The sequence below is a fragment of the Escherichia sp. MOD1-EC5189 genome (assembly GCF_002966045.1).
In the GTDB taxonomy this organism is placed as follows: domain Bacteria; phylum Pseudomonadota; class Gammaproteobacteria; order Enterobacterales; family Enterobacteriaceae; genus Escherichia; species Escherichia coli_F.
In genome coordinates, this window is the sequence record NZ_PTRX01000029.1 from 29,034 (window position 1) to 54,447 (window position 25,414).

General features: G+C 52.3%; 16 protein-coding genes. 11 read left to right on the top strand and 5 right to left on the bottom strand.

Features of this window, described 5'->3' with window-relative positions:
- Position 1 precedes the first annotated feature (1 nt).
- The 6 genes from bcsB to ATB02_RS20610 all read left to right on the top strand — a co-directional run bounded on the left by bcsB (position 2) and on the right by ATB02_RS20610 (position 12,164).
- Positions 2 to 2,341, top strand: coding sequence for a cellulose biosynthesis cyclic di-GMP-binding regulatory protein BcsB (bcsB, locus tag ATB02_RS20575; protein WP_105272158.1), 2,340 nt, complete (start codon positions 2 to 4; stop codon positions 2,339 to 2,341).
- Between the two features lie 6 nt (positions 2,342 to 2,347).
- On the top strand, positions 2,348 to 3,454 hold the full coding sequence (gene bcsZ / locus ATB02_RS20580; RefSeq protein ID WP_001353587.1) for a cellulose synthase complex periplasmic endoglucanase BcsZ: 1,107 nt from the start codon (positions 2,348 to 2,350) through the stop codon (positions 3,452 to 3,454).
- Entirely contained in the window at positions 3,436 to 6,909 is a 3,474-nt protein-coding gene (bcsC, locus tag ATB02_RS20585) for a cellulose synthase complex outer membrane protein BcsC (protein WP_105272159.1), read from the top strand. The genes bcsZ and bcsC overlap by 19 nt, the downstream gene beginning before the upstream one ends.
- An 81-nt stretch (positions 6,910 to 6,990) precedes the next feature.
- Positions 6,991 to 8,979: a biofilm formation regulator HmsP gene (hmsP, locus tag ATB02_RS20590; protein ID WP_001266333.1), complete on the top strand. Its 1,989-nt coding sequence runs from the start codon at positions 6,991 to 6,993 to the stop codon at positions 8,977 to 8,979.
- Positions 8,980 to 9,161: 182 nt separating this feature from the next.
- Positions 9,162 to 10,448, top strand: coding sequence for a C4-dicarboxylate transporter DctC (gene dctA / locus ATB02_RS20600; RefSeq protein WP_000858214.1), 1,287 nt, complete (start codon positions 9,162 to 9,164; stop codon positions 10,446 to 10,448).
- A gap of 219 nt (positions 10,449 to 10,667) precedes the next feature.
- On the top strand, positions 10,668 to 12,164 hold the full coding sequence (locus tag ATB02_RS20610) for a M16 family metallopeptidase (RefSeq protein WP_105272160.1): 1,497 nt from the start codon (positions 10,668 to 10,670) through the stop codon (positions 12,162 to 12,164).
- A 95-nt stretch (positions 12,165 to 12,259) separates the two neighbouring features.
- On the opposite strand, the gene kdgK is transcribed toward ATB02_RS20610, so the two are convergent.
- Positions 12,260 to 13,189: a 2-dehydro-3-deoxygluconokinase gene (kdgK, locus tag ATB02_RS20615; RefSeq protein WP_105272161.1), complete on the bottom strand. Its 930-nt coding sequence runs from the start codon at positions 13,187 to 13,189 to the stop codon at positions 12,260 to 12,262.
- Positions 13,190 to 13,420: 231 nt separating this feature from the next.
- Here kdgK and pdeH point away from each other — a divergent pair, with 231 nt between their 5' ends.
- Together pdeH and ATB02_RS20630 are read left to right on the top strand one after the other, a co-directional pair.
- Positions 13,421 to 14,188: a cyclic-guanylate-specific phosphodiesterase gene (pdeH, locus tag ATB02_RS20625; protein ID WP_105272162.1), complete on the top strand. Its 768-nt coding sequence runs from the start codon at positions 13,421 to 13,423 to the stop codon at positions 14,186 to 14,188.
- Between the two features lie 70 nt (positions 14,189 to 14,258).
- Positions 14,259 to 16,319: an AsmA family protein gene (locus tag ATB02_RS20630; protein ID WP_105272163.1), complete on the top strand. Its 2,061-nt coding sequence runs from the start codon at positions 14,259 to 14,261 to the stop codon at positions 16,317 to 16,319.
- Between the two features lie 117 nt (positions 16,320 to 16,436).
- Here ATB02_RS20630 and ATB02_RS20635 read toward each other — a convergent pair whose 3' ends face one another.
- The 3 genes from ATB02_RS20635 to ATB02_RS20645 form a co-directional block, all read right to left on the bottom strand.
- A complete protein-coding gene (locus ATB02_RS20635; protein WP_001149003.1) occupies positions 16,437 to 17,759 on the bottom strand; it encodes an MFS transporter in 1,323 nt (440 codons plus the stop codon).
- A gap of 407 nt (positions 17,760 to 18,166) precedes the next feature.
- A complete protein-coding gene (gene yhjD, locus ATB02_RS20640; protein WP_000191251.1) occupies positions 18,167 to 19,180 on the bottom strand; it encodes an inner membrane protein YhjD in 1,014 nt (337 codons plus the stop codon).
- 48 nt (positions 19,181 to 19,228) lie between these two features.
- Positions 19,229 to 20,128, bottom strand: coding sequence for a LysR family transcriptional regulator (locus ATB02_RS20645; protein WP_032321500.1), 900 nt, complete (start codon positions 20,126 to 20,128; stop codon positions 19,229 to 19,231).
- Positions 20,129 to 20,647: 519 nt separating this feature from the next.
- Between ATB02_RS20645 and ATB02_RS20650 the strand changes: the two genes are divergently transcribed.
- Complete coding sequence (locus ATB02_RS20650; protein WP_001167676.1) at positions 20,648 to 21,250, top strand: helix-turn-helix transcriptional regulator; 603 nt, start codon at positions 20,648 to 20,650, stop codon at positions 21,248 to 21,250.
- A 50-nt stretch (positions 21,251 to 21,300) separates the two neighbouring features.
- On the opposite strand, the gene ATB02_RS20655 is transcribed toward ATB02_RS20650, so the two are convergent.
- A complete protein-coding gene (locus tag ATB02_RS20655; protein ID WP_105272164.1) occupies positions 21,301 to 22,950 on the bottom strand; it encodes an alpha,alpha-trehalase in 1,650 nt (549 codons plus the stop codon).
- Between the two features lie 404 nt (positions 22,951 to 23,354).
- Here ATB02_RS20655 and ccp point away from each other — a divergent pair, with 404 nt between their 5' ends.
- Both ccp and ATB02_RS20665 read left to right on the top strand, forming a co-directional pair.
- The gene (gene ccp, locus ATB02_RS20660; protein ID WP_000784846.1) at positions 23,355 to 24,752 is read left to right on the top strand and encodes a cytochrome c peroxidase; all 1,398 of its coding nucleotides are present in this window, start codon (positions 23,355 to 23,357) and stop codon (positions 24,750 to 24,752) included.
- A gap of 210 nt (positions 24,753 to 24,962) precedes the next feature.
- A partial coding sequence (locus ATB02_RS20665) for a pyridoxal-dependent decarboxylase (protein ID WP_001756651.1) occupies positions 24,963 to 25,414 on the top strand: 452 nt, incomplete at its 3' end.

Below are 25,414 nucleotides of genomic sequence, written 5' to 3' on the forward strand. Positions count from 1 at the left end.
GATGAAAAGAAAACTATTCTGGATTTGTGCAGTGGCTATGGGGATGAGTGCGTTCCCCTCTTTCATGACGCAGGCGACGCCAGCAACGCAACCACTGATCAATGCTGAGCCAGCTGTAGCCGCCCAGACGGAACAAAATCCGCAGGTGGGGCAAGTGATGCCGGGCGTGCAGGGCGCTGATGCCCCCATCGTGGCGCAGAACGGTCCTTCGCGTGATGTGAAGCTGACCTTTGCGCAAATTGCGCCACCGCCGGGCAGCATGGTGCTACGTGGCATTAACCCGAACGGCAGCATTGAGTTTGGTATGCGCAGCGATGAAGTGGTGACGAAGGCGATGCTCAACCTCGAATACACGCCATCGCCATCGTTACTGCCTGTCCAGTCGCAGTTAAAGGTTTATCTCAATGATGAACTGATGGGCGTGCTGCCAGTGACCAAAGAACAGTTGGGTAAAAAAACGCTGGCACAAATGCCAATTAACCCACTGTTTATTACCGACTTCAACCGTGTGCGGCTGGAGTTTGTCGGTCATTATCAGGACGTGTGCGAAAACCCGGCCAGCACCACGCTTTGGCTGGATGTTGGGCGGAGCAGTGGACTGGATCTGACCTATCAGACCCTGAATGTGAAGAATGATCTGTCACACTTCCCGGTACCATTCTTTGACCCGCGTGATAACCGCACCAACACCTTGCCGATGGTCTTTGCGGGTGCGCCGGATGTTGGGCTGCAACAAGCATCTGCCATTGTCGCCTCGTGGTTTGGTTCGCGTTCTGGCTGGCGTGGGCAGAACTTCCCGGTGCTCTATAACCAACTGCCGGATCGCAATGCCATCGTTTTTGCCACTAATGACAAACGCCCGGACTTCCTGCGCGATCATCCGGCGGTAAAAGCCCCGGTGATTGAGATGATCAACCATCCACAGAATCCTTACGTCAAACTGCTGGTGGTCTTTGGTCGTGACGACAAAGACCTGTTGCAGGCAGCGAAAGGTATCGCTCAGGGTAACATTCTGTTCCGTGGTGAAAGCGTGGTAGTGAATGAAGTGAAACCGCTGCTACCGCGTAAGCCGTACGATGCGCCGAACTGGGTGCGTACCGATCGTCCGGTCACCTTTGGTGAACTGAAAACCTATGAAGAACAGTTACAATCCAGCGGTCTTGAGCCAGCAGCGATTAACGTTTCGCTAAACCTGCCGCCGGATCTCTACCTGATGCGCAGTACCGGCATTGATATGGATATCAACTATCGCTACACCATGCCGCCGGTGAAAGACAGTTCGCGGATGGATATCAGCCTGAATAACCAGTTCCTGCAATCCTTCAACCTGAGCAGTAAACAGGAGGCGAACCGCCTGCTGCTGCGTATTCCGGTATTACAAGGTCTGCTGGATGGCAAAACGGATGTCTCTATTCCGGCGCTGAAACTGGGCGCGACCAACCAGCTGCGCTTCGACTTTGAGTATATGAACCCGATGCCGGGCGGTTCGGTGGATAACTGCATTACCTTCCAGCCGGTGCAGAATCATGTGGTGATTGGTGACGACTCCACCATCGACTTCTCGAAGTATTACCACTTCATCCCGATGCCGGATCTACGCGCCTTTGCTAACGCGGGCTTCCCGTTCAGCCGGATGGCGGATCTGTCACAAACCATCACCGTGATGCCGAAAGCGCCTAACGAAGCACAGATGGAAACCTTGCTGAATACCGTTGGCTTTATCGGTGCGCAGACGGGCTTCCCGGCGATTAACCTGACGGTGACCGATGATGGCAGCACCATTCAGGGCAAAGATGCCGACATCATGATCATCGGTGGTATCCCGGACAAACTGAAAGACGACAAGCAGATCGACCTGTTGGTGCAGGCGACCGAAAGCTGGGTGAAAACGCCGATGCGCCAGACCCCGTTCCCCGGCATTGTGCCGGACGAGAGCGATCGCGCGGCAGAAACTCAATCAACGCTGACCTCTTCCGGTGCGATGGCAGCGGTGATTGGCTTCCAGTCGCCGTATAACGACCAGCGTAGCGTGATTGCGCTGCTGGCAGATAGCCCACGCGGTTATAAAATGCTTAACGATGCGGTGAACGATAGCGGCAAACGTGCCACCATGTTCGGCTCGGTCGCGGTGATCCGCGAGTCCGGTATCAATAGCCTGCGTGTTGGCGACGTCTATTACGTTGGCCATCTGCCGTGGTTCGAACGCTTATGGTATGCGCTGGCAAACCATCCGATTCTGCTGGCGGTGCTGGCGGCAATCAGCGTCGTGCTGCTGGCCTGGGTACTGTGGCGTTTGCTGCGTATTATCAGCCGTCGTCGTCTTAACCCGGATAACGAGTAATTGAAGATGAATGTGTTGCGTAGTGGACTCGTGACGATGCTGCTGCTGGCTGCCTTTAGTGTTCAGGCTGCCTGCAACTGGCCTGCCTGGGAGCAGTTCAAAAAGGATTACATCAGTCAGGAAGGGCGCGTCATCGACCCCAGCGACGCGCGCAAAATCACCACCTCCGAAGGGCAAAGTTACGGCATGTTCTTTGCCCTGGCGGCTAACGACCGTGCAGCTTTCGATAATATTCTCGACTGGACACAGAACAATCTCGCTCAGGGTTCTTTAAAAGAACATTTGCCCGCCTGGCTGTGGGGCAAGAAAGAGAACAGTAAGTGGGAAGTGCTGGACAGCAATTCGGCCTCTGATGGTGATGTCTGGATGGCCTGGTCGTTGCTGGAGGCGGGGCGTTTGTGGAAAGAGCAGCGTTATACCGACATCGGCAGCGCGTTGTTAAAACGTATTGCGCGGGAGGAAGTGGTGACGGTGCCTGGGCTGGGTTCCATGTTGTTGCCGGGCAAAGTGGGATTTGCTGAGGATAACAGCTGGCGTTTTAACCCCAGCTACCTGCCGCCGACGCTGGCGCAGTATTTCACCCGCTTTGGCGCGCCGTGGACTACGCTGCGCGAAACCAATCAACGTTTATTGCTGGAAACCGCCCCGAAAGGCTTTTCACCAGACTGGGTGCGCTATGAGAAAGACAAAGGCTGGCAGCTAAAAGCCGAAAAAACATTGATCAGCAGCTACGACGCTATCCGTGTTTACATGTGGGTAGGCATGATGCCTGACAGCGATCCGCAAAAAGCGCGGATGCTCAACCGGTTTAAACCGATGGCGACATTCACCGAGAAAAACGGCTATCCGCCGGAAAAAGTCGATGTGGCTACGGGGAAAGCGCAGGGTAAAGGACCGGTCGGTTTTTCTGCCGCCATGCTGCCCTTTTTACAAAACCGCGATGCACAGGCCGTTCAGCGCCAGCGCGTGGCCGATAACTTTCCCGGCAGCGATGCCTATTACAACTATGTGCTGACCCTGTTTGGACAAGGCTGGGATCAACACCGTTTCCGCTTCTCGACAAAAGGTGAGTTATTACCTGACTGGGGCCAGGAATGCGCAAATTCACACTAAACATATTCACGCTTTCCCTCGGTCTGGCCGTCATGCCGATGGTCGAGGCAGCACCAACCGCTCAGCAACAGTTGCTGGAGCAAGTTCGGTTAGGCGAAGCGACCCATCGTGAAGACCTGGTGCAACAGTCGTTGTATCGGCTGGAACTTATTGATCCGAATAACCCGGACGTCGTTGCCGCCCGTTTCCGTTCTCTGTTACGTCAGGGCGATATTGATGGCGCGCAAAAACAGCTCGATCGGCTGTCGCAGTTAGCGCCGAGTTCAAATGCGTATAAATCGTCGCGGACCACAATGTTGCTTTCCACGCCGGATGGTCGTCAGGCACTGCAACAGGCACGATTGCAGGCGACTACCGGTCATGCGGAAGAGGCCGTGGCGAGTTACAACAAGCTGTTCAACGGTGCGCCGCCAGAAGGTGATATTGCCGTCGAGTACTGGAGTACGGTGGCGAAAATTCCGGCTCGCCGTGGCGAAGCGATTAATCAGCTAAAACGCATCAATGCGGATACCCCAGGCAATACAGGCCTGCAAAACAATCTGGCGCTATTGCTGTTTAGTAGCGATCGCCGTGATGAAGGTTTTGCTGTACTGGAGCAGATGGCGAAATCGAACGCCGGGCGCGAGGGAGCCTCTAAAATCTGGTACGGGCAGATTAAAGACATGCCCGTCAGCGATGCCAGTGTGTCGGCGCTGAAAAAATATCTCTCTATCTTTAGCGATGGCGACAGCGTAGCTGCTGCACAATCGCAACTGGCAGAACAGCAAAAACAGCTGGCCGACCCTGCTTTCCGCGCTCGTGCGCAAGGTTTAGCGGCGGTGGACTCTGGCATGGCGGGTAAAGCCATTCCCGAACTACAACAGGCAGTGCGGGCGAACCCGAAAGACAGTGAGGCACTGGGGGCGCTGGGCCAGGCGTATTCTCAGAAAGGCGATCGCGCCAATGCGGTGGCGAATCTGGAAAAAGCCCTCGCACTGGACCCGCACAGCAGCAACAACGACAAATGGAACAGTCTGCTGAAAGTAAACCGCTACTGGCTGGCGATCCAGCAGGGTGATGCCGCGCTGAAAGCCAATAATCCTGACCGGGCAGAACGCCTGTTCCAGCAGGCGCGTAACGTTGATAATACTGACAGCTATGCAGTGCTTGGGCTGGGCGATGTGGCGATGGCGCGCAAAGATTACCCTGCCGCCGAACGCTATTACCAGCAGACGCTGCGTATGGACAGTAGCAACACTAACGCCGTGCGCGGGCTGGCGAATATTTACCGCCAGCAGTCGCCAGAAAAAGCCGAAGCGTTTATCGCCTCGCTCTCTGCCAGTCAGCGGCGCAGCATTGATGATATCGAACGCAGCCTGCAAAACGATCGTCTGGCACAGCAGGCAGAGGCACTGGAAAACCAGGGCAAATGGGCGCAGGCAGCAGCACTTCAGCGGCAACGACTGGCACTGGACCCCGGCAGTGTATGGATTACTTACCGACTTTCGCAGGATCTCTGGCAGGCCGGACAACGCAGCCAGGCCGATACGTTAATGCGCAATCTCGCGCAGCAGAAGCCGAACGACCCGGAGCAGGTTTACGCTTACGGGCTGTACCTCTCAGGTCACGACCAGGACAGAGCGGCACTGGCGCATATCAACAGCCTGCCGCGCGCGCAGTGGAACAGCAATATTCAGGAGCTGGTTAATCGGCTGCAAAGCGACCAGGTGCTGGAAACCGCTAATCGCCTGCGAGAAAACGGTAAAGAGGCAGAAGCAGAAGCGATGCTGCGCCAGCAACCGCCTTCCTCGCGTATTGATCTGACGCTGGCTGACTGGGCGCAACAACGACGTGATTACGCTGCTGCCCGTGCTGCATATCAGAATGTCCTGACGCGGGAGCCAACTAACGCTGATGCCATTCTTGGCCTGACGGAAGTGGATATCGCTGCCGGTGACAAAGCGGCGGCACGTAGCCAACTGGCGAAACTGCCTGCCACCGATAACGCCTCCCTGAACACACAGCGGCGCGTGGCGCTGGCGCAGGCGCAGCTTGGCGATACCGCAGCGGCGCAGCAGACATTTAACAAGCTGATCCCGCAGGCAAAATCTCAGCCACCGTCGATGGAAAGCGCGATGGTACTGCGCGACGGTGCGAAGTTTGAAGCGCAGGCGGGCGATCCAACGCAGGCGCTGGAAACCTACAAAGACGCGATGGTCGCATCCGGTGTGACCACGACGCGTCCGCAGGATAACGACACCTTTACCCGGCTGACCCGTAACGACGAGAAAGATGACTGGCTGAAACGCGGCGTGCGCAGCGATGCAGCGGACCTCTATCGCCAGCAGGATCTTAACGTCACCCTCGAGCACGATTACTGGGGGTCGAGCGGCACCGGTGGTTACTCCGATCTGAAAGCGCACACTACCATGTTGCAGGTGGATGCGCCCTATTCTGACGGGCGGATGTTCTTTCGCAGTGATTTCGTCAATATGAACGTCGGCAGTTTCTCCACTAATGCCGATGGCAAATGGGATGACAACTGGGGCACTTGTACATTACAGGACTGTAGCGGCAACCGCAGCCAGTCGGATTCCGGTGCCAGCGTGGCGGTCGGCTGGCGAAATGACGTCTGGAGCTGGGATATCGGCACCACGCCGATGGGCTTCAACGTGGTGGATGTGGTCGGCGGCATCAGTTACAGTGATGATATCGGGCCGCTGGGTTACACCGTTAACGCCCATCGTCGGCCCATTTCCAGTTCTTTGCTGGCCTTTGGCGGGCAAAAAGACTCCCCGAGCAATACCGGGAAAAAATGGGGTGGCGTGCGTGCCGACGGCGTGGGGCTAAGCCTGAGCTACGATAAAGGTGAAGCAAACGGCGTCTGGGCATCGCTTAGCGGTGACCAGTTAACCGGTAAAAATGTCGAAGATAACTGGCGCGTGCGCTGGATGACGGGCTATTACTATAAGGTCATCAACCAGAATAATCGCCGTGTGACCATTGGCCTGAACAACATGATCTGGCATTACGACAAAGACCTGAGTGGGTACTCACTCGGTCAGGGCGGTTACTACAGCCCGCAGGAATACCTGTCGTTTGCTATTCCGGTGATGTGGCGTGAACGGACAGAAAACTGGTCGTGGGAGCTGGGGGCGTCTGGTTCGTGGTCGCATTCGCGCACCAAAACCATGCCGCGGTATCCGCTGATGAATCTGATCCCGACTGACTGGCAGGAAGAAGCTGCGCGGCAATCCAACGATGGCGGCAGCAGTCAGGGCTTTGGCTATACGGCGCGGGCATTACTTGAGCGTCGCGTCACATCCAACTGGTTTGTCGGTACGGCAATTGATATCCAGCAAGCGAAGGATTACGCGCCCAGCCATTTCCTGCTCTACGTACGTTATTCCGCCGCCGGATGGCAGGGTGACATGGATTTACCGCCGCAGCCGCTGATACCTTACGCCGACTGGTAAGTTTTCAGATAGCGCCTCTCTTAATGCCGCTGCGATCGGGTATACTCGGGCGGCAATCTGGGATTTCCGGGGGGAGACAATTTGCGCGTAAGTCGCTCGTTAACAATCAAGCAGATGGCAATGGTGGCAGCCGTTGTCTTGGTGTTCGTTTTTATTTTTTGCACCGTTTTGCTGTTCCATCTGGTCCAGCAGAATCGCTATAACACGGCTACGCAACTGGAAAGCATTGCTCGCTCTGTCCGCGAACCCTTATCTTCTGCCATTTTGAAAGGCGATATTCCCGAAGCGGAAGCTATTCTTGCCAGCATTAAACCGGCAGGCGTGGTCAGCCGTGCCGATGTGGTGCTGCCTAACCAGTTCCAGGCGCTGCGTAAAAGTTTTATTCCAGAGCGTCCGGTGCCGGTAATGGTTACTCGCATGTTTGAGCTACCGGTGCAAATCTCGCTGGGCGTTTACTCGCTGGAACGTCCGGCAAACCCGCAGCCAATTGCCTATCTGGTGCTACAGGCGGATTCCTTCCGCATGTATAAGTTCGTGATGAGCACCCTCTCAACGTTAGTGACCATTTACTTACTTTTGTCGTTAATATTGACGGTGGCGATTAGCTGGTGCATTAACCGCCTGATTTTGCATCCGTTACGCAATATTGCTCGTGAACTTAACGCCATCCCAGCCCAGGAGCTTGTTGGTCACCAACTGGCATTACCACGTCTGCATCAGGACGATGAAATCGGTATGCTGGTGCGCAGTTACAACCTCAACCAGCAATTGCTGCAGCGCCATTATGAAGAACAGAACGAAAATGCGATGCGCTTCCCGGTGTCGGATTTGCCGAACAAAGCCTTGCTGATGGAGATGCTGGAGCAGGTTGTCGCGCGTAAACAAACCACCGCGCTGATGATCATCACCTGTGAAACCCTGCGTGATACTGCGGGCGTGCTGAAAGAGGCGCAACGAGAAATTCTGCTGCTGACGCTGGTGGAAAAACTCAAATCGGTACTGTCGCCACGTATGATCCTCGCGCAGATTAGTGGTTATGACTTTGCTGTCATTGCCAACGGTGTACAGGAGCCGTGGCATGCTATTACTTTAGGTCAGCAAGTGCTCACTATCATGAGCGAGCGCCTGCCGATTGAACGTATTCAACTCCGTCCGCACTGTAGCATTGGCGTGGCGATGTTCTACGGCGATCTCACCGCCGAACAGCTTTACAGTCGCGCTATTTCTGCGGCATTTACCGCTCGCCATAAAGGTAAGAATCAGATTCAGTTCTTTGATCCGCAGCAGATGGAAGCCGCCCAACAGCGGTTGACGGAAGAGAGCGATATCCTTAATGCACTGGAAAATCATCAGTTTGCGATTTGGTTACAGCCACAGGTCGAGATGACCAGCGGTAAACTGGTCAGTGCGGAAGTGTTACTGCGTATCCAGCAACCGGATGGCAGTTGGGATCTGCCGGATGGCTTAATCGATCGCATTGAGTGCTGTGGGCTGATGGTTACCGTCGGTCACTGGGTGCTGGAAGAGTCCTGTCGACTGCTGGCTGCCTGGCAAGAGCGCGGCATTATGCTGCCCTTGTCGGTAAACCTCTCAGCGCTGCAACTGATGCACCCGAATATGGTAGCGGATATGCTGGAACTGTTAACCCGCTATCGCATTCAGCCGGGAACACTGATTCTGGAAGTGACAGAAAGCCGACGTATTGACGACCCTCATGCAGCGGTGGCAATCCTCCGCCCGTTGCGTAATGCCGGCGTTCGGGTGGCGCTGGATGATTTCGGCATGGGCTACGCAGGGCTGCGTCAGCTGCAGCATATGAAATCGTTGCCAATCGACGTGTTAAAAATCGACAAAATGTTTGTTGAAGGCTTGCCGGAAGATAGCAGCATGATTGCTGCAATTATCATGTTGGCGCAAAGCCTGAACTTACAAATGATTGCCGAAGGCGTGGAGACTGAAGCACAACGCGACTGGCTGGCAAAAGCGGGCGTTGGTATTGCCCAGGGCTTCCTTTTTGCTCGCCCACTCCCTATTGAAATCTTCGAAGAGAGTTACCTGGAAGAAAAGTAGCTACCCCAAACTGATTACAAAACTTTAAAAAGTGCTGGTTTGTGCGAGCCAGCTCAAACTTTTTAACCTTTTTGTTTCAATTATGATCCAGGTACATTTCTGTGATGTTGTCTGGGTGTTATTTTAAGGCCGCAGGTACCCCATAACCTTACAAGACCTGTGGTTTTACTAAAGGACACCCTATGAAAACCTCTCTGTTTAAAAGCCTTTACTTTCAGGTCCTGACAGCGATAGCCATTGGTATTCTCCTTGGCCATTTCTACCCTGAAATAGGCGAGCAAATGAAACCGCTTGGCGACGGGTTCGTTAAGCTCATTAAGATGATCATCGCTCCTGTCATCTTTTGTACCGTCGTAACGGGCATTGCGGGCATGGAAAGCATGAAGGCGGTCGGTCGTACCGGCGCAGTCGCACTGCTTTACTTTGAAATTGTCAGTACCATCGCGCTGATTATTGGTCTTATCATCGTTAACGTCGTGCAGCCTGGTGCCGGAATGAACGTCGATCCGGCAACGCTTGATGCGAAAGCGGTAGCGGTTTACGCCGATCAGGCGAAAGACCAGGGCATTGTCGCCTTCATTATGGATGTCATCCCGGCGAGCGTCATTGGCGCATTTGCCAGCGGTAACATTCTGCAGGTGCTGCTGTTTGCCGTACTGTTTGGTTTTGCGCTCCACCGTCTGGGCAGCAAAGGCCAACTGATTTTTAACGTGATCGAAAGTTTCTCGCAGGTCATCTTCGGCATCATCAATATGATCATGCGTCTGGCACCTATTGGTGCGTTCGGGGCAATGGCGTTTACTATCGGTAAATACGGCGTCGGCACACTGGTGCAACTGGGGCAGCTGATTATCTGCTTCTACATCACCTGTATCCTGTTTGTGGTGCTGGTACTGGGTTCAATCGCTAAAGCGACTGGTTTCAGTATCTTCAAATTTATCCGCTACATCCGTGAAGAACTGCTGATTGTACTGGGGACTTCATCTTCCGAGTCGGCGCTGCCGCGTATGCTCGACAAGATGGAGAAACTCGGCTGCCGCAAATCGGTGGTGGGGCTGGTCATCCCGACAGGCTACTCGTTTAACCTTGATGGCACATCGATATACCTGACAATGGCGGCGGTGTTTATCGCCCAGGCCACTAACAGTCAGATGGATATCGTCCACCAAATCACGCTGTTAATCGTGTTGCTGCTTTCTTCTAAAGGGGCGGCAGGGGTAACGGGTAGTGGCTTTATCGTGCTGGCAGCGACGCTCTCTGCGGTGGGCCATTTGCCGGTAGCGGGTCTGGCGCTAATTCTTGGTATCGACCGCTTTATGTCAGAAGCTCGTGCGCTGACTAACCTGGTCGGTAACGGCGTAGCGACCATTGTTGTTGCTAAGTGGGTGAAAGAACTGGACCACAAAAAACTGGACGATGTGCTGAATAATCGTGCGCCGGATGGCAAAACGCACGAATTATCCTCTTAATCTCACCACTTATGCCCGCACTCCCTTCCCCGAGTGCGGGTGTTTGCGCATAATTGACCCCTGTGCCTGAACTTACCACCTGGGTGAGTTCAGGTTTATTTCACTTCTTCCGTGACATTTTCATGTTCTTGCGGTCTAACACGAAGTGTTTTTAATGTCATTTAGACTGACCGACAACGGGCAGTTTTTTATTACCAGGATAGTTGATCAGGGGTTCACATGCAGGGCACAAAAATTCGACTTTTAGCGGGCGGTTTGCTGATGATGGCCACTGCTGGCTATGTGCAGGCAGATGCGCTCCAGCCTGATCCAGCATGGCAACAGGGGACGCTTTCCAACGGTTTACAGTGGCAAGTGCTGACCACGCCCCAGCGTCCCAGCGATCGCGTTGAAATTCGCCTGCTGGTTAATACCGGTTCGCTCGCCGAAAGTACACAACAGAGCGGTTACAGCCACGCCATCCCTCGTATTGCGTTAACGCAAAGCGGTGGCCTTGACGCAGCACAGGCGCGTTCATTGTGGCAGCAGGGGATCGACCCTAAACGCCCGATGCCGCCGGTAATTGTCTCTTATGACACCACGCTGTTTAATCTGAGTTTGCCCAATAACCGTAACGACTTGCTGAAAGAAGCGCTCTCTTATCTGGCAAATGCCACTGGCAAACTGACTATCACGCCAGAAACCATCAACCACGCGCTGCAAAGTCAGGACATGGTGGCAACCTGGCCTGCCGATACTAAAGAGGGCTGGTGGCGCTATCGTCTGAAAGGATCAACCTTGTTAGGTCACGATCCTGCCGATCCGCTGAAACAACCCGTTGAAGCGGAAAAGATTAAAGATTTCTATCAGAAATGGTACACCCCGGATGCAATGACGCTGCTGGTGGTGGGAAACGTGGATGCGCGCTCGGTTGTCGACCAAATCAACAAAACGTTTGGCGAACTGAAAGGCAAACGTGAAACACCGGCTCCGGTGCCGACGCTTTCTCCGCTGCGTCCTGAAGCGGTGAGTATTATGACCGATGCGGTACGTCAGGACCGGTTATCTATCATGTGGGATACGCCGTGGCAGCCAATTCGTGAATCAGCCGCACTGCTGCGCTACTGGCGTGCGGACCTGGCCCGTGAGGCGCTGTTCTGGCACGTTCAGCAAGCGTTAAGCACCAGTAACAGCAAAGACATCGGTCTTGGATTTGACTGCCGTGTGCTGTATCTGCGTGCGCAGTGTGCCATCAACATCGAGTCACCAAACGACAAGCTGAACAGCAACCTTAATTTGGTTGCGCGTGAGCTGGCAAAGGTTCGCGATAAAGGTCTGCCGGAAGAAGAGTTCAATGCGTTAGTGGCGCAAAAGAAACTGGAGCTGCAGAAACTGTTTGCCGCCTATGCGCGAGCTGATACCGATATTTTGATGGGGCAGCGGATGCGTTCGTTGCAAAATCAGGTTGTCGATATCGCGCCGGAGCAATATCAGAAATTGCGGCAGGATTTCCTTAATAGTCTGACGGTAGAGATGTTAAATCAGGATCTGCGCCAGCAGTTGTCGAACGATATGGCGTTAATTCTTCTGCAGCCGAAAGGCGAGCCAGAATTTAACATGAAAGCGTTGCAGGCGGCCTGGGATCAAATCATGGCCTCATCTACTACTGCTGCCACAACCTCAGTTGCCACGGATGACGTACATCCTGAAGTGACGGATATTCCACCCGCACAGTAATGCCTGATGGTGATGAGTTAGCACAACCATCAGGTATTTATGGATGAGCTGGATAGAGGGGTAACACTTTATCCAGCCTTTTGCATATGCTGCTTTTACGCCGGCATCGCCTCACGCGGGATAATCGCGCCGCGATACTGAATAACGGTACTTGCGGTCAGGTGCCCGCGTTTCGCCGCGTCTTCCGCACTGGCGCCCGTCAAACGTACCGCCAGATAACCGGCACTGAAAGAGTCGCCAGCTGCGGTGGTATCGATCACTTTTTCTTTCGGCAGTTTCACCGCCGGAACATCCACTAACCCCTCGCCAGCAATGGACACCAGGCAAGAATCCGCCCCGCGTTTCACCACCACTTCTTTCACGCCCGCGTTATGGGTGCGCGCAATGACGTCTTCCACCGGTTGTTGACCCCACAGCGCGTCTTCGTCGTCCAGCGTCAGGAAGGCGATATCCGTGCATTCCAGCATTTGCTGGTACATCTGCTGTGTCTCTTCTTTGCTGGCCCACAAGCGCGGACGGTAGTTATTGTCGAAAATCACTTTTCCACCGTTAGTGCGGCATTCGCGCAGCAGGGAAAGCAGCTTTTCGCGGCTGGTCGGGCTTAAGATTGCCAGGCTAATCCCGCTCAGGTAGAGATAATCGAAATTCGCCAGCTCTTCGCAAATCGCCGCAGATTGCTCGCTCTCCAGCCAGAATTTGGCGGCGGCTTCGTTACGCCAGTAGTAGAACGTACGTTCGCCGGTGCTGTCGGTTTCAATGTAGTAAAGGCCCGGCAGACGGTTTTCCATCCGTTGGGTCAGGGAAGTATCAACGTTCTCGCCGTGCCAGGCGTCCAGCATTTGCTGGCTAAAACTGTCCGTTCCCAGCGCCGTTACGTAATGAACGGTTAATGCCGCAGGATCGACCTGACGGGCGATATAGACGGAAGTGTTCAGGGTATCGCCGCCGAAACCGCGCTTAACGTCCGCGCCTTTCTCGGAAAGCTCAATCATGCATTCGCCAATCACGGCAATCTTTTTGGACATAGTCGTGAACCTGATCTGTAAAAAATTAGCGTTAGTTTGCGCTGTGGTGGTTTGCTGGTCAACCATATTAAAACAGTGTTCCATTATTTTTTTGAGCCAGAACGTATTCCTGAAAGATTCCGTTGTGGAGTGGGGAAATTTAACCCGGCCAGTCGGTAAAGTTCTGCCCTTGCGCGCCGATAATCTTTGTCGAGTCCGGGCAGCATCACTTTTAAACACAGGACATCTTTGATGATAAGGCAGGTTATCCAGCGAATAAGCAACCCTGAAGCAAGCATCGAGAGCTTGCAGGAACGGCGTTTTTGGTTGCAGTGTGAGCGTGCTTACACCTGGCAGCCGATCTATCAAACCTGCGGGCGGTTAATGGCCGTGGAGCTATTAACGGTGGTCACGCATCCCTTGAACCCTTCGCAACGCCTGCCGCCGGATCGCTATTTTACTGAAATCACCGTCAGCCATCGGATGGAGGTTGTGAAAGAGCAGATTGATTTGCTGGCGCAAAATGCCGACTTCTTTGTCGAGCACGGCCTGCTGGCATCGGTCAATATTGATGGTCCTACGCTCATCGCCCTGCGTCAGCAACCAAAAATCCTGCGCCAGATTGAGCATCTTCCCTGGCTGCGTTTCGAACTGGTAGAACAAATCCGCCTGCCAAAAGACTCAACCTTTGCCTCGATGTGTGAATTTGGTCCGCTGTGGCTGGATGATTTCGGCACTGGGATGGCAAATTTCTCTGCGCTAAGTGAAGTACGTTACGACTACATCAAAATCGCCCGTGAGCTGTTTGTGATGCTGCGTCAGTCGCCGGAAGGACGCACGCTCTTTTCTCAGCTTTTACATCTAATGAATCGCTATTGTCGCGGGGTGATTGTCGAAGGTGTGGAAACGCAGGAAGAGTGGCGCGATGTACAAAATTCGCCTGCATTTGCCGCACAAGGCTGGTTTCTTTCACGCCCGGCACCGATAGAAACGCTGAATTCGGCAGTTCTGGCGCTATAAGCTGCCTCATTTTCTGCCTGGCTGGACTATCTTTAGGACTGGCACAGGAAGAAATATGAGGAAGCGAATGATGAGCAAGGCAGGCAAAATAACCGCTGCGATTTCAGGGGCTTTCTTGTTGTTGATTGTCGTGGCGATCATTTTGATTGCAACATTTGACTGGAATCGACTCAAACCGACCATCAACCAGAAAGTCTCTGCGGAGTTGAATCGTCCATTCGCTATCCGTGGCGATCTGGGCGTGGTGTGGGAGCGGCAAAAACAAGAAACCGGCTGGCGCAGCTGGGTGCCGTGGCCCCATATACACGCGGAAGACATCATTCTCGGCAACCCACCAGATATTCCCGAAGTCACAATGGTGCATTTGCCACGCGTAGAGGCAACTCTGGCCCCGCTGGCGCTGCTGACCAAAACGGTCTGGTTGCCGTGGATCAAGCTCGAAAAGCCCGACGCGCGCCTGATTCGCCTCTCTGAAAAGAACAATAACTGGACCTTTAATCTCGCCAACGATGACAACAAAGACACGAATGCAAAGCCGTCGGCATGGTCGTTTCGGCTGGATAATATTCTGTTCGATCAAGGGCGGATCGCCATTGATGACAAAGTAAGCAAAGCGGATCTGGAAATTTTTGTCGATCCGTTAGGCAAGCCGCTGCCGTTCAGTGAAGTTACCGGATCGAAAGGTATAGCGGACAAAGAAAAGGTGGGCGATTACGTTTTTGGTCTGAAGGCGCAGGGACGTTATAACGGTGAACCGCTCACGGGCAAAGGTAAAATCGGCGGTATGCTGGCACTACGCGGCGAAGGTACACCGTTTCCGGTACAGGCTGATTTCCGCTCCGGGAATACTCGCGTCGCTTTTGATGGCGTCGTGAATGACCCAATGAAGATGGGCGGTGTCGATTTACGGCTTAAATTTTCTGGCGATTCGCTGGGTGATCTCTATGAACTGACGGGCGTTCTGCTGCCCGATACCCCGCCGTTTGAAACCGATGGTCGGCTGGTCGCGAAAATCGACACTGAAAAATCGTCGGTATTTGATTATCGAGGCTTTAATGGGCGCATTGGCGATAGTGATATCCACGGTTCTCTGATCTACACCACCGGCAAGCCACGGCCAAAACTGGAAGGTGATGTCGAATCGCGGCAATTGCGGCTGGCAGATTTAGGGCCATTGATTGGCGTTGATTCTGGAAAAGGTGCAGAAAAGTCGAAACGGTCTGAGCAGAAGAAAGGCGAAAAAAGCGTTCAGCCTGCGGGCAAAGTGCTGCCTTATGACCGCTTCGAAACCGATAAATGGGACGTCATGGATGCCGATGTCCGCTTCAAAGGTCGGCGCATTGAACATGGTAGTAGCTTGCCGATTAGCGATCTTTCTACTCATATCATCCTCAAAAATGCTGACCTGCGCCTGCAACCGCTGAAATTTGGCATGGCGGGAGGCAGCATTGCGGCGAATATTCATCTGGAAGGCGATAAAAAGCCGATGCAAGGACGGGCTGATATTCAGGCCCGTCGGCTGAAACTGAAAGAACTGATGCCCGATGTAGAACTGATGCAGAAGACGCTGGGGGAAATGAACGGTGACGCGGAACTACGCGGTAGCGGTAACTCGGTGGCGGCGCTTTTAGGCAACAGTAACGGCAACCTGAAACTGTTGATGAATGACGGGCTGGTGAGCCGCAACCTGATGGAGATTGTCGGGCTGAATGTCGGTAACTACATTGTCGGCGCGATATTTGGTGACGATGAGGTGCGGGTGAACTGTGCGGCGGCGAATCTGGATATTGCCAACGGTGTGGCGCGTCCGCAGATTTTTGCTTTTGATACTGAGAATGCGTTGATCAATGTTACCGGCACGGCAAGTTTTGCTTCGGAGCAACTGGATTTGACTATCGATCCAGAAAGTAAAGGGATTCGCATTATCACACTGCGTTCGCCGCTGTATGTGCGTGGGACATTTAAAAATCCGCAGGCTGGGGTAAAAGCCGGACCGTTGATTGCTCGCGGAGCCGTCGCGGCGGCACTGGCAACGCTGGTAACACCGGCGGCGGCGTTACTGGCGCTGATCTCTCCTTCCGAAGGGGAGGCTAATCAGTGTCGGACGATTTTGTCGCAGATGAAGAAGTGATGGAAACTGCCGGATGCGGCGTGAACGCCTTATCCGGCCTACAAATCCTTGCGAATTCAATATATTGTATGGGAATTCAGGCCTGATAAGCGTAGCGCATCAGGCTTTTCACTCTTATTACAACGATTGATGTCGCGTCTCATGGGTCAGCAGCAGGGCGATTAAGGTCAAGCCAGCCATCGCCGCCAGATATAACCCCACCGCACCTAACCCGTAGTTAGTCTGCAACCAGGCTGCGATATACGGCGCAACGGAAGCCCCGAGAATCGACGCTACGTTGTAAGAGAACGATGCTCCGGTGTAACGCACTTCTGTCGGGAACAGCTCTGGTAACAGCGCGCCCATCGGCCCGAAGGTCAGTCCCATCAGACTTAACCCCAGCAGCAGGAAGGCAAAAACCAGAATCGGGTTGCCAGAACCGAGCAGCGGGTTAAAGGCGAACAGCGCGAACAGGATGATCAGCGTGGTGATGATTACCATGCTTTTACGACGACCAAAGGCATCGGCCAGCAGTCCGGCGACTGGCACCATCACGCCAAAACCAATCACTGCCATCATCAGCATCCACAATACTTCGTTACGCGGCAGGCCAAGACCCACGGGCGCGGCGGCGGTACTGAAGGTCATTGAGTAGACCGTCATGATGTAAAACAGCGTATAGGTTGCCAGCATAATGAACGTACCCAGTACGGTTACGCGAACATGTTTGGTCAGCAGCGTACCCAGCGGGATCTTCACCTGTTTTTTCGCTTTAGCGACTTTCTCAAACACCGGCGACTCATGCAGCGACACGCGAACATACAGGCCGATAATGACCAGCACCGCCGAGAAGATAAATGGCACGCGCCAACCCCAGCTCATAAACTGCTCGTCGGTCAGTAGCCAGGAAAGCAGTAAGAAAGTGCCGTTGGCAAAGAAGAAGCCAATCGGTGCGCCCAGCTGCGGGAAGGAGCCGTACAATGCACGTTTGCGCGGTGGTGCGTTCTCGGTTGCCAGCAGCGCCGCTCCGCCCCATTCGCCGCCTAAGCCCAGACCCTGACCAAATCGAGCCAGTGCCAGCAGCAGCGGGGCGAAAATACCAATCGTGGCATAGCCCGGCAGCAGACCAATCACCACGGTCGAAATCCCCATCGTTAGCAACGAGGCGACCAGCGTCGCTTTACGCCCAACGCGATCGCCAAAATGACCAAAGACGGCAGAGCCAATAGGACGCGCGACGAAGGCGATGGCGAAGGTGGCAAGCGACTGTAGCGTTGCTGCCGTAGGATCGCCCTGCGGGAAGAAGATATGCGGAAACACAATAACGGCCGCAGTGGCGTAAATATAAAAGTCGAAGAACTCAATGGCCGTGCCAATGAGAGAGGCGACAAGGACTTTATTACGCGAGTTGATCGGCGTGTATTCTTGCTCGTGGTCGAGTGTTGTGGCTGTTGCTTGCATAATCTTTTCTTATTTTTTGGCTAACGAATAGCCATATTACGCACAGCAAAAGTGATATTTCAATGTGTAACAAATCGCGGAGTTGGTCGAAAATCAGCCAAAAAGGGAATAATGTTTAAGCTGGTGATTTTTCTTCTATGAAATGCTTCACATAATTTCATAAATGGTGGATAAAACTGGTTTTAGGTTAAATAAAAGTTACCAACTGGATTTATATGCTGGAGTAATGAGTTGGAATGAAATTGTTTGCTCCTAAGAGATGACAGAAAAGGCTCTGGGGAAGAGTTTAAGTGGTTATGTGCGCATGATAGCCGGATGCGATGCTGGCGCATTTTATCCGGCCTACGGGGAGCCAGGCCGAATAAATTCGTAGGCCGGATAAGGCGTTACGCTGCATCCGGCATATTTTAAGACTGCGTTTTCCCCGGCATTCTCGGGTCGTCTTTGTATTCGGCGGTGGCAATCCACGCCGCGCAAAACAGCGTCAGACGAGCGAAGAAGTAGAAAAACGCCATCAGTCCCAGCACGGAGCCAAATGCTGCGCCAGACGGAGATTTCATCAGCGATGGCAGTGTGTAGGTCATCACGATTTTAATCACTTCAAAACCTATAGCAGCAAGAAATGTTCCGCGAATTAGCGCTTTTTTGCGCGGACGGTGGCGCGGCAATCGCCAAAAGATCCAGAAGAAAAGCAGATAGTTGGCGAAGATGGAAATCGCAAGACCAATCAACCGCCACGTTGGTTTCAGCCACTCAATGCTGTTCAGGTGCAGGGCGCTAATAATCATTTGCTGCGCCGAACCGGCAACCGAAGTGATCGAAAGCGTCACAATGAGCGCAATCAATAAACCAATCAGCGAAATAAAATCACGCAGATATTTAACCCAAAATTTTTCCTGATCCTGTGGCGAACGTTCCCAGACATCGCGCGATTGAGCGCGAATCGCTTCACGCAGGTTACCCATCCAGTTGATGCCGGAATAAAGCGCCACCGCCAGGCCGACAAGCCCTACGGTAGTACGCTGCTGAACGGCGGTGTTGATGGTGTTTTTCAACGTGGCGGCTAGCGTCGGATCGCTGATGTTTTGCAGAATTTTGTCGAAGATATCCTGTAGCAACATCGGATGGGAGGCCAGAACGAAACCAGCGGCGGCAAACGACACCATCAAAATCGGAATCATCGACAAAAATGAGAAATAGGTGATAGCCGCACCAAACTGATTCCCCAGCCGATCGTTAAAGCGTTCAGTCGCGCGAATCAGGTGCGCAATAATCGGTTGGCGTTGGACTTTTTCGGCAGTAGTGGTGACGGTTTCCAGCGCCTGGCTAACTTTGCCGCCTTTCTCGCTATTATCCAACTGCTTAATCGGCTCGTGCTCCAGATCCTGGGTGGGACGTTTGATCTCGTTTTCCTGCGTCATCCGCTCTTTTGTCCTTCTGTCGTGGTCATTCTTAAAAAGTATAGTCGGTCAGTCCAGGTACTCTTTCATTACGCCAGCCAGCCACTGCATAAACAGGTTTACACGCCGGGAAAGCTCCCGACGCTGCGGATAAATCAGCGAAAGGGAGAGCGGCTCGGCACGGTAGCCAGGTAATACTTCAATAAGCCGCCCGGCACGCAGGGCTTCGCGCACGGCAATGCGCGGGATCTGAATAATCCCCAGACCGGCAAGACCGGCGGCGAGATAGTTTTCGCTACTGTTTACCGTCAACATGCCGCCAGACTTAAACCACTGGACACCATTAACGCTGGCAACCTCAAAACCTAACGGATGTACACCCAGGTGCGGTGTGTAACGCACTATTGCGTGTGAAGTCAGATCGTCGGGGCTTTGCGGATAACCAAAGCGCGTCAGATAGTGCGGACTGGCACAGTTGACCATGGTCAGTTTGCCGAGGGGACGGGCGATAACGCCATCTTCCGGTAACGCGCCAGTGCGTATCACGCAATCAAAACCATCGTGAAGAATATCTACCGGACGGTCATGGCTACTCAGCTCCAGCTCAATTCCCGGATGCAGATAGAGAAATTCCGACAGACGCGGCAGTAACAGGCTTTTCGCGATTCCTGGCGGGATGTCGATGCGTAATTTACCGCTGATACTGGTGGCATCCTGTTGAAACAGACCGTCCAGTTCGTTGAGATTACTCAACACATCTTTTGCCCGTTGATAATAGGTCATGCCTTCTGGCGTGAGTTTGACCCGTCGCGTGGTGCGCTGGAGAAGCTGGGTGCCAAGTTGATGTTCCAGTGCCTGTATCTGGCGCGAAACACTTCCCTTTGGCAAAGCAAAGAAATCCGCTGCGCGGGAAAAACTTTCCAGCTCCGCGACTTTGATGAACAACTGCATTGCGTGAATTTTATCCATTTCTTTGACCGATTGTTGTTCACAGCGAAACAGTAACGCGCATATCGCATTGTTTATTGTTTTTTCTAACATCTAATGCCGGGTTTCACAATGTTGTCATGACGAATGTGGCGATTTCTCAGTAGGAAAAGGGGAGAATAGCTTTATGAGAAAGGTGAATCCCCTTAAACAGAGCGTATTTTTCAGCGATTTCCTTTAAAGTGAACAGAGGACGTGTTGGCTATTTGTGCTTATTTTTGTCTCATTGCTGTTTGTTATTTTGGCTTGTGGTCGCGGAATTTCATTTTTAATTGCATGCGTACTAACCACCAATATAAGGAAATCCTCAAAATTGTTTTAAATAATGCCCTCGACATGTAATTTCAGGCGTTTAGCTGTAACCATTTATATCGGTAACTATTTTCTACGCGTCATCTCTGTAGAATGGCCACCGCCAAATGGCGAATTCTTATTTTTTCTCGCGGGTAATACCCTTCCACTACTTAAGTCTTTTTAACGTATTCAGGTGGAGATTCAGTTATGCAAATAGTCATGTTTGACAGGCAGTCAATATTTATTCATGGAATGAAAATCAGTTTACAGCAACGTATTCCAGGAGTGAGTATTCAGGGGGCCAGTCAGGCAGACGAGTTATGGCAAAAGCTGGAAAGTTACCCTGAAGCCTTAGTGATGCTCGATGGCGATCAGGATGGTGAGTTTTGCTACTGGTTGCTGCAAAAAACCGTGGTGCAATTTCCTGAGGTTAAGGTGTTAATTACGGCGACGGATTGCAATAAACGGTGGTTACAGGAAGTTATCCATTTTAATGTGCTGGCTATTGTGCCTCGTGATTCAACCGTCGAGACATTTGCGTTGGCGGTAAATAGTGCGGCGATGGGGATGATGTTTCTGCCGGGAGACTGGCGAACGACGCCGGAAAAGGACATTAAAGATCTCAAATCGTTAAGCGCCCGCCAGCGGGAGATTTTAACCATGTTAGCGGCGGGCGAATCAAATAAAGAGATCGGCAGGGCGCTGAATATCAGTACCGGAACGGTAAAAGCGCATCTGGAATCCCTGTATCGCCGTCTGGAAGTGAAAAATCGCACCCAGGCGGCAATGATGTTAAATATCTCCTCCTGAAGAGGATAATTTTACAGCCAGCAGGAAGTTAGCGGCTGGCTGTAAAAATATTATGGTTCGCCGTACAAACCAATTAAACGGCGTACCACACCATTAGTCCAGCCAAACCCATCCTGCAACGGATACTCGCCACCGCCGCCTTCGCGGGGAACACCATCGGCAATATGGTATTTCTCAATCAGTTTGTGCTGTTCCAGATAGAACTGATTCACCGTCTTCAGCCAGCTGCGCGCGATTTCATCACCCAGAAGGTCATCGCCGTACATTTTAAATCCCTGAATTGCCATCCACTGTAACGGTGCCCAGCCGTTGGGTTTATCCCACTGTTCACCGGTTTCGTACTCGCTTGCCAGAATCCCGCCAGGCGTAAGTAACCGACTGCGCACGGCGTTTGCCAGACGATCGGCCTGTTCATGGTTCGCCATACCGACATAGAGCGGCACAATGGCGGCAGCGGAAAAGAGCGCCAGTTGTTCGCGTCGCCAGTCGTAATCGCGGTAGATACCGTTTTCATCATCCCAGAGGTAACGGTTTACCGCATCGCGGCGGGCACAGGCTTTCTGGCGGAACAGCGCCTCTGTCTCTTTCTCGCCTTTCAGCGCTGAGATGTTAGCGATGGCGCTCTCCAGTTTAAACAGGAAGGCATTGAGATCGATAGGGATGAACTGGGTGGTACGAATGCTCGCCAGACGACCGGTATCACGCAGCCAACGGGAAGAGTAATCCCAACCGGAGGCCGCCCCCGCGCGTAAATCTCGGTACACCTCGTTAGGCGGGCGACCAGAATGTTTCGCGGTTTCAACGTCTTCAAGCCAGGATTCGTCACGCGGCGTGTCGCGATCGTCCCAGTAACGGTTGAGCAGCGATCCGTCCGGCATCCGCACAACATGGCGATAGGCCTGATTAGGGATCAACGATTCTGCGCCGTCCATCCAGAAGGCATATTCCATTTTCAGATGGTCGAGATAGCGGCGCGCGCCGCGTACACCATCTTCTTCAAACAACTCCACCATCAGCGCAAAAACCGGTGGTTGCGAGCGGCTCAAATAATAGGTGCGGTTGCCGTTGGGGATGTGACCATAGTTTTCGATCATCCAGGCGAAGTTATCGGCCATGCATTTCAGCAAATCTTCCCGACCACTTTCCGCCAGCCCCAGCATGGTGAAATAGGAATCCCAGTAGTAGGTTTCGCTAAAACGGCCCCCTGGAACAATGTAAGACTGTGGCAGCGCCAGCAGAGAAGACCACGGAATGTGATCCTGCGGTTCGCGGGTTAGCACCGGCCACAGCTGGTCGATATGCTCTTTCAGGGAATTTTGCGGGTCCGATACATACTCGCTGGAGTAGGTCTCCGGCAGCCAGAAGTGATTTTCAACAAACTTGCGCAAGTCAAAATCACGATGACGGCGCACTTTACGATAGCGGATTAAAATATCCAGCGGGTCCATTTTGGGTGCGCAGTCGGGAAAGGTTTTACTGTCGGGGAAAATTTTCGCCGACTGAACATGCTCGAACAGTTCGAGATAGCGATCGGCAGGCGTCAGCGCATCAGAGGCGGGCAGCCCTTCAATCATCTCGGGTTCTGGTTCTGCCTCGATCATCTCATCCAGTTTTAATTCATACGGGTCCAGTTCATAGCAGAGATCGACCTCGATCATCAGTTCGTCTGGATTAGAGTTTTGAATTTTCTGATTGAGCATAAGGATCCGACCTCCGAAATTCGTCGCTAATTATCGGGCTTTTCTTTAAGGGTAGTCATTCGCTCCGCCTGGTGGGCGACAAAGCGTGCGGTGGATCACGTTTATTAACTTGTCAAAAAATATAACGCACTAATATCAATAGAATTTATAAAAATACGGATTCCGTGTTGTTTTTCATTTTCAGAACATTCAATCCTGCTCTCGCCGCAATCATGATATGCCATTCCTGCTCTGTATAATAGGCACAGACTATCTTATTGATAGTTTATATTCATGTAATTGATTGATTCCTATCAAAAAGCGTATTTCCCTGTTTTTTATGATGGCTTTGTCTCGCAGAGACGTTTGCAGCATTCTGGAAAATTTTCTGGGTCACAATAACTCACCACCGTGAGGGAAGAATAATGAAAATGGTCTCACGTATTACCGCGATCGGCCTGGCTGGCGTCGCGATTTGCTATTTAGGGTTATCTGGTTATGTGTGGTACCACGATAATAAACGCAGTAAACAGGCCGATGTTCAGGCATCTGCTGTCAGTGAAAATAATCAGGTTTTAGGTTTTCTTCGCGAAAAAGGATGCGACTATTGTCATACGCCTTCGGCAGAATTACCCGCCTATTATTATATTCCTGGCGCGAAACAGTTGATGGATTACGACATTAAGCTTGGATATAAATCTTTTAACCTCGAGGCCGTGCGTGCGGCTCTGTTGGCAGATAAACCTGTTTCGCAAAGCGATCTGAATAAGATTGAATGGGTGATGCAGTATGAAACTATGCCGCCAACGCGTTACACCGCGCTACACTGGGCGGGTAAGGTGAGTGATGAAGAGCGGGCGGAAATACTTGCCTGGATTGCAAAACAGCGCGCGGAATATTACGCCAGTAATGATACTGCTCCGGAGCATCGCAATGAACCGGTGCAGCCTATTCCGCAAAAACTGCCTACCGATGCGCAAAAAGTGGCGTTGGGTTTTACGCTGTATCATGATCCCCGTTTATCGGCTGATAGCACCATTTCATGTGCACATTGCCATGCGTTAAATGCGGGTGGCGTTGATGGTAGAAAAACGTCGATTGGTGTTGGTGGTGCCGTTGGGCCGATTAACGCACCAACGGTCTTTAACTCAGTATTTAACGTTGAGCAGTTCTGGGATGGTCGTGCGGCAACATTGCAGGATCAGGCGGGTGGACCGCCGTTGAACCCGATTGAAATGGCGTCGAAATCCTGGGACGAAATTATTGCTAAGCTGGAAAAAGATCCGCAGCTTAAAGCGCAGTTCCTCGAAGTCTATCCGCAAGGTTTCAGTGGCGAAAATATTACTGATGCTATTGCTGAATTTGAGAAAACATTAATTACGCCGGATTCCCCATTTGATAAATGGTTGCGTGGAGATGAGAATGCGCTGACGGCGCAACAGAAAAAAGGCTATCAATTATTTAAAGATAATAAATGTGCAACTTGTCATGGTGGTATTATTCTCGGCGGACGTTCTTTCGAGCCGTTGGGGCTGAAAAAAGACTTTAACTTTGGGGAAATTACGGCGGCGGATATTGGTCGTATGAATGTTACTAAAGAAGAGCGTGATAAATTGCGTCAGAAAGTACCCGGTTTACGTAACGTTGCTTTAACGGCACCGTACTTCCATCGCGGTGACGTGCCGACGCTGGACGGGGCGGTAAAACTGATGCTGCGCTATCAGGTAGGCAAAGAGCTACCGCAGGAGGATGTGGATGATATCGTAGCTTTCCTGCACAGTCTGAACGGGGTATATACGCCGTATATGCAGGATAAACAATAATTAATTTGATCGCCCGAACAGGAATGTTTGGGCGATTTTTATTACGACAATAAAGTCTGTTTTTAATATTATCATGTTAAATGTTTATATTATAAAAAGTCCTTTTTCTGCTTAGGATTTTGTTATTTAAATTAAGCCTGTAATGCCTTGCTTCCATTGCGGATAAATCCTACTTTTTTATTGCCTTCAAATAAATTTAAGGAGTTCGAAATGGACCAGAAGCTGTTAACGGATTTCCGCTCAGAACTACTCGATTCACGTTTTGGCGCAAAGGCCATTTCTACTATCGCGGAGTCAAAACGATTTCCGCTGCACGAAATGCGCGATGATGTCGCATTCCAGATTATCAATGATGAATTATATCTTGATGGCAACGCTCGTCAGAACCTGGCCACTTTCTGCCAGACCTGGGACGACGAAAACGTCCATAAATTGATGGATTTGTCGATCAACAAAAACTGGATCGACAAAGAAGAATATCCGCAATCTGCAGCTATCGACCTGCGTTGCGTAAATATGGTTGCTGACTTGTGGCATGCGCCTGCGCCGAAAAATGGTCAGGCCGTTGGCACCAACACCATTGGCTCTTCCGAGGCCTGTATGCTCGGCGGGATGGCGATGAAATGGCGTTGGCGCAAGCGTATGGAAGCCGCAGGCAAGCC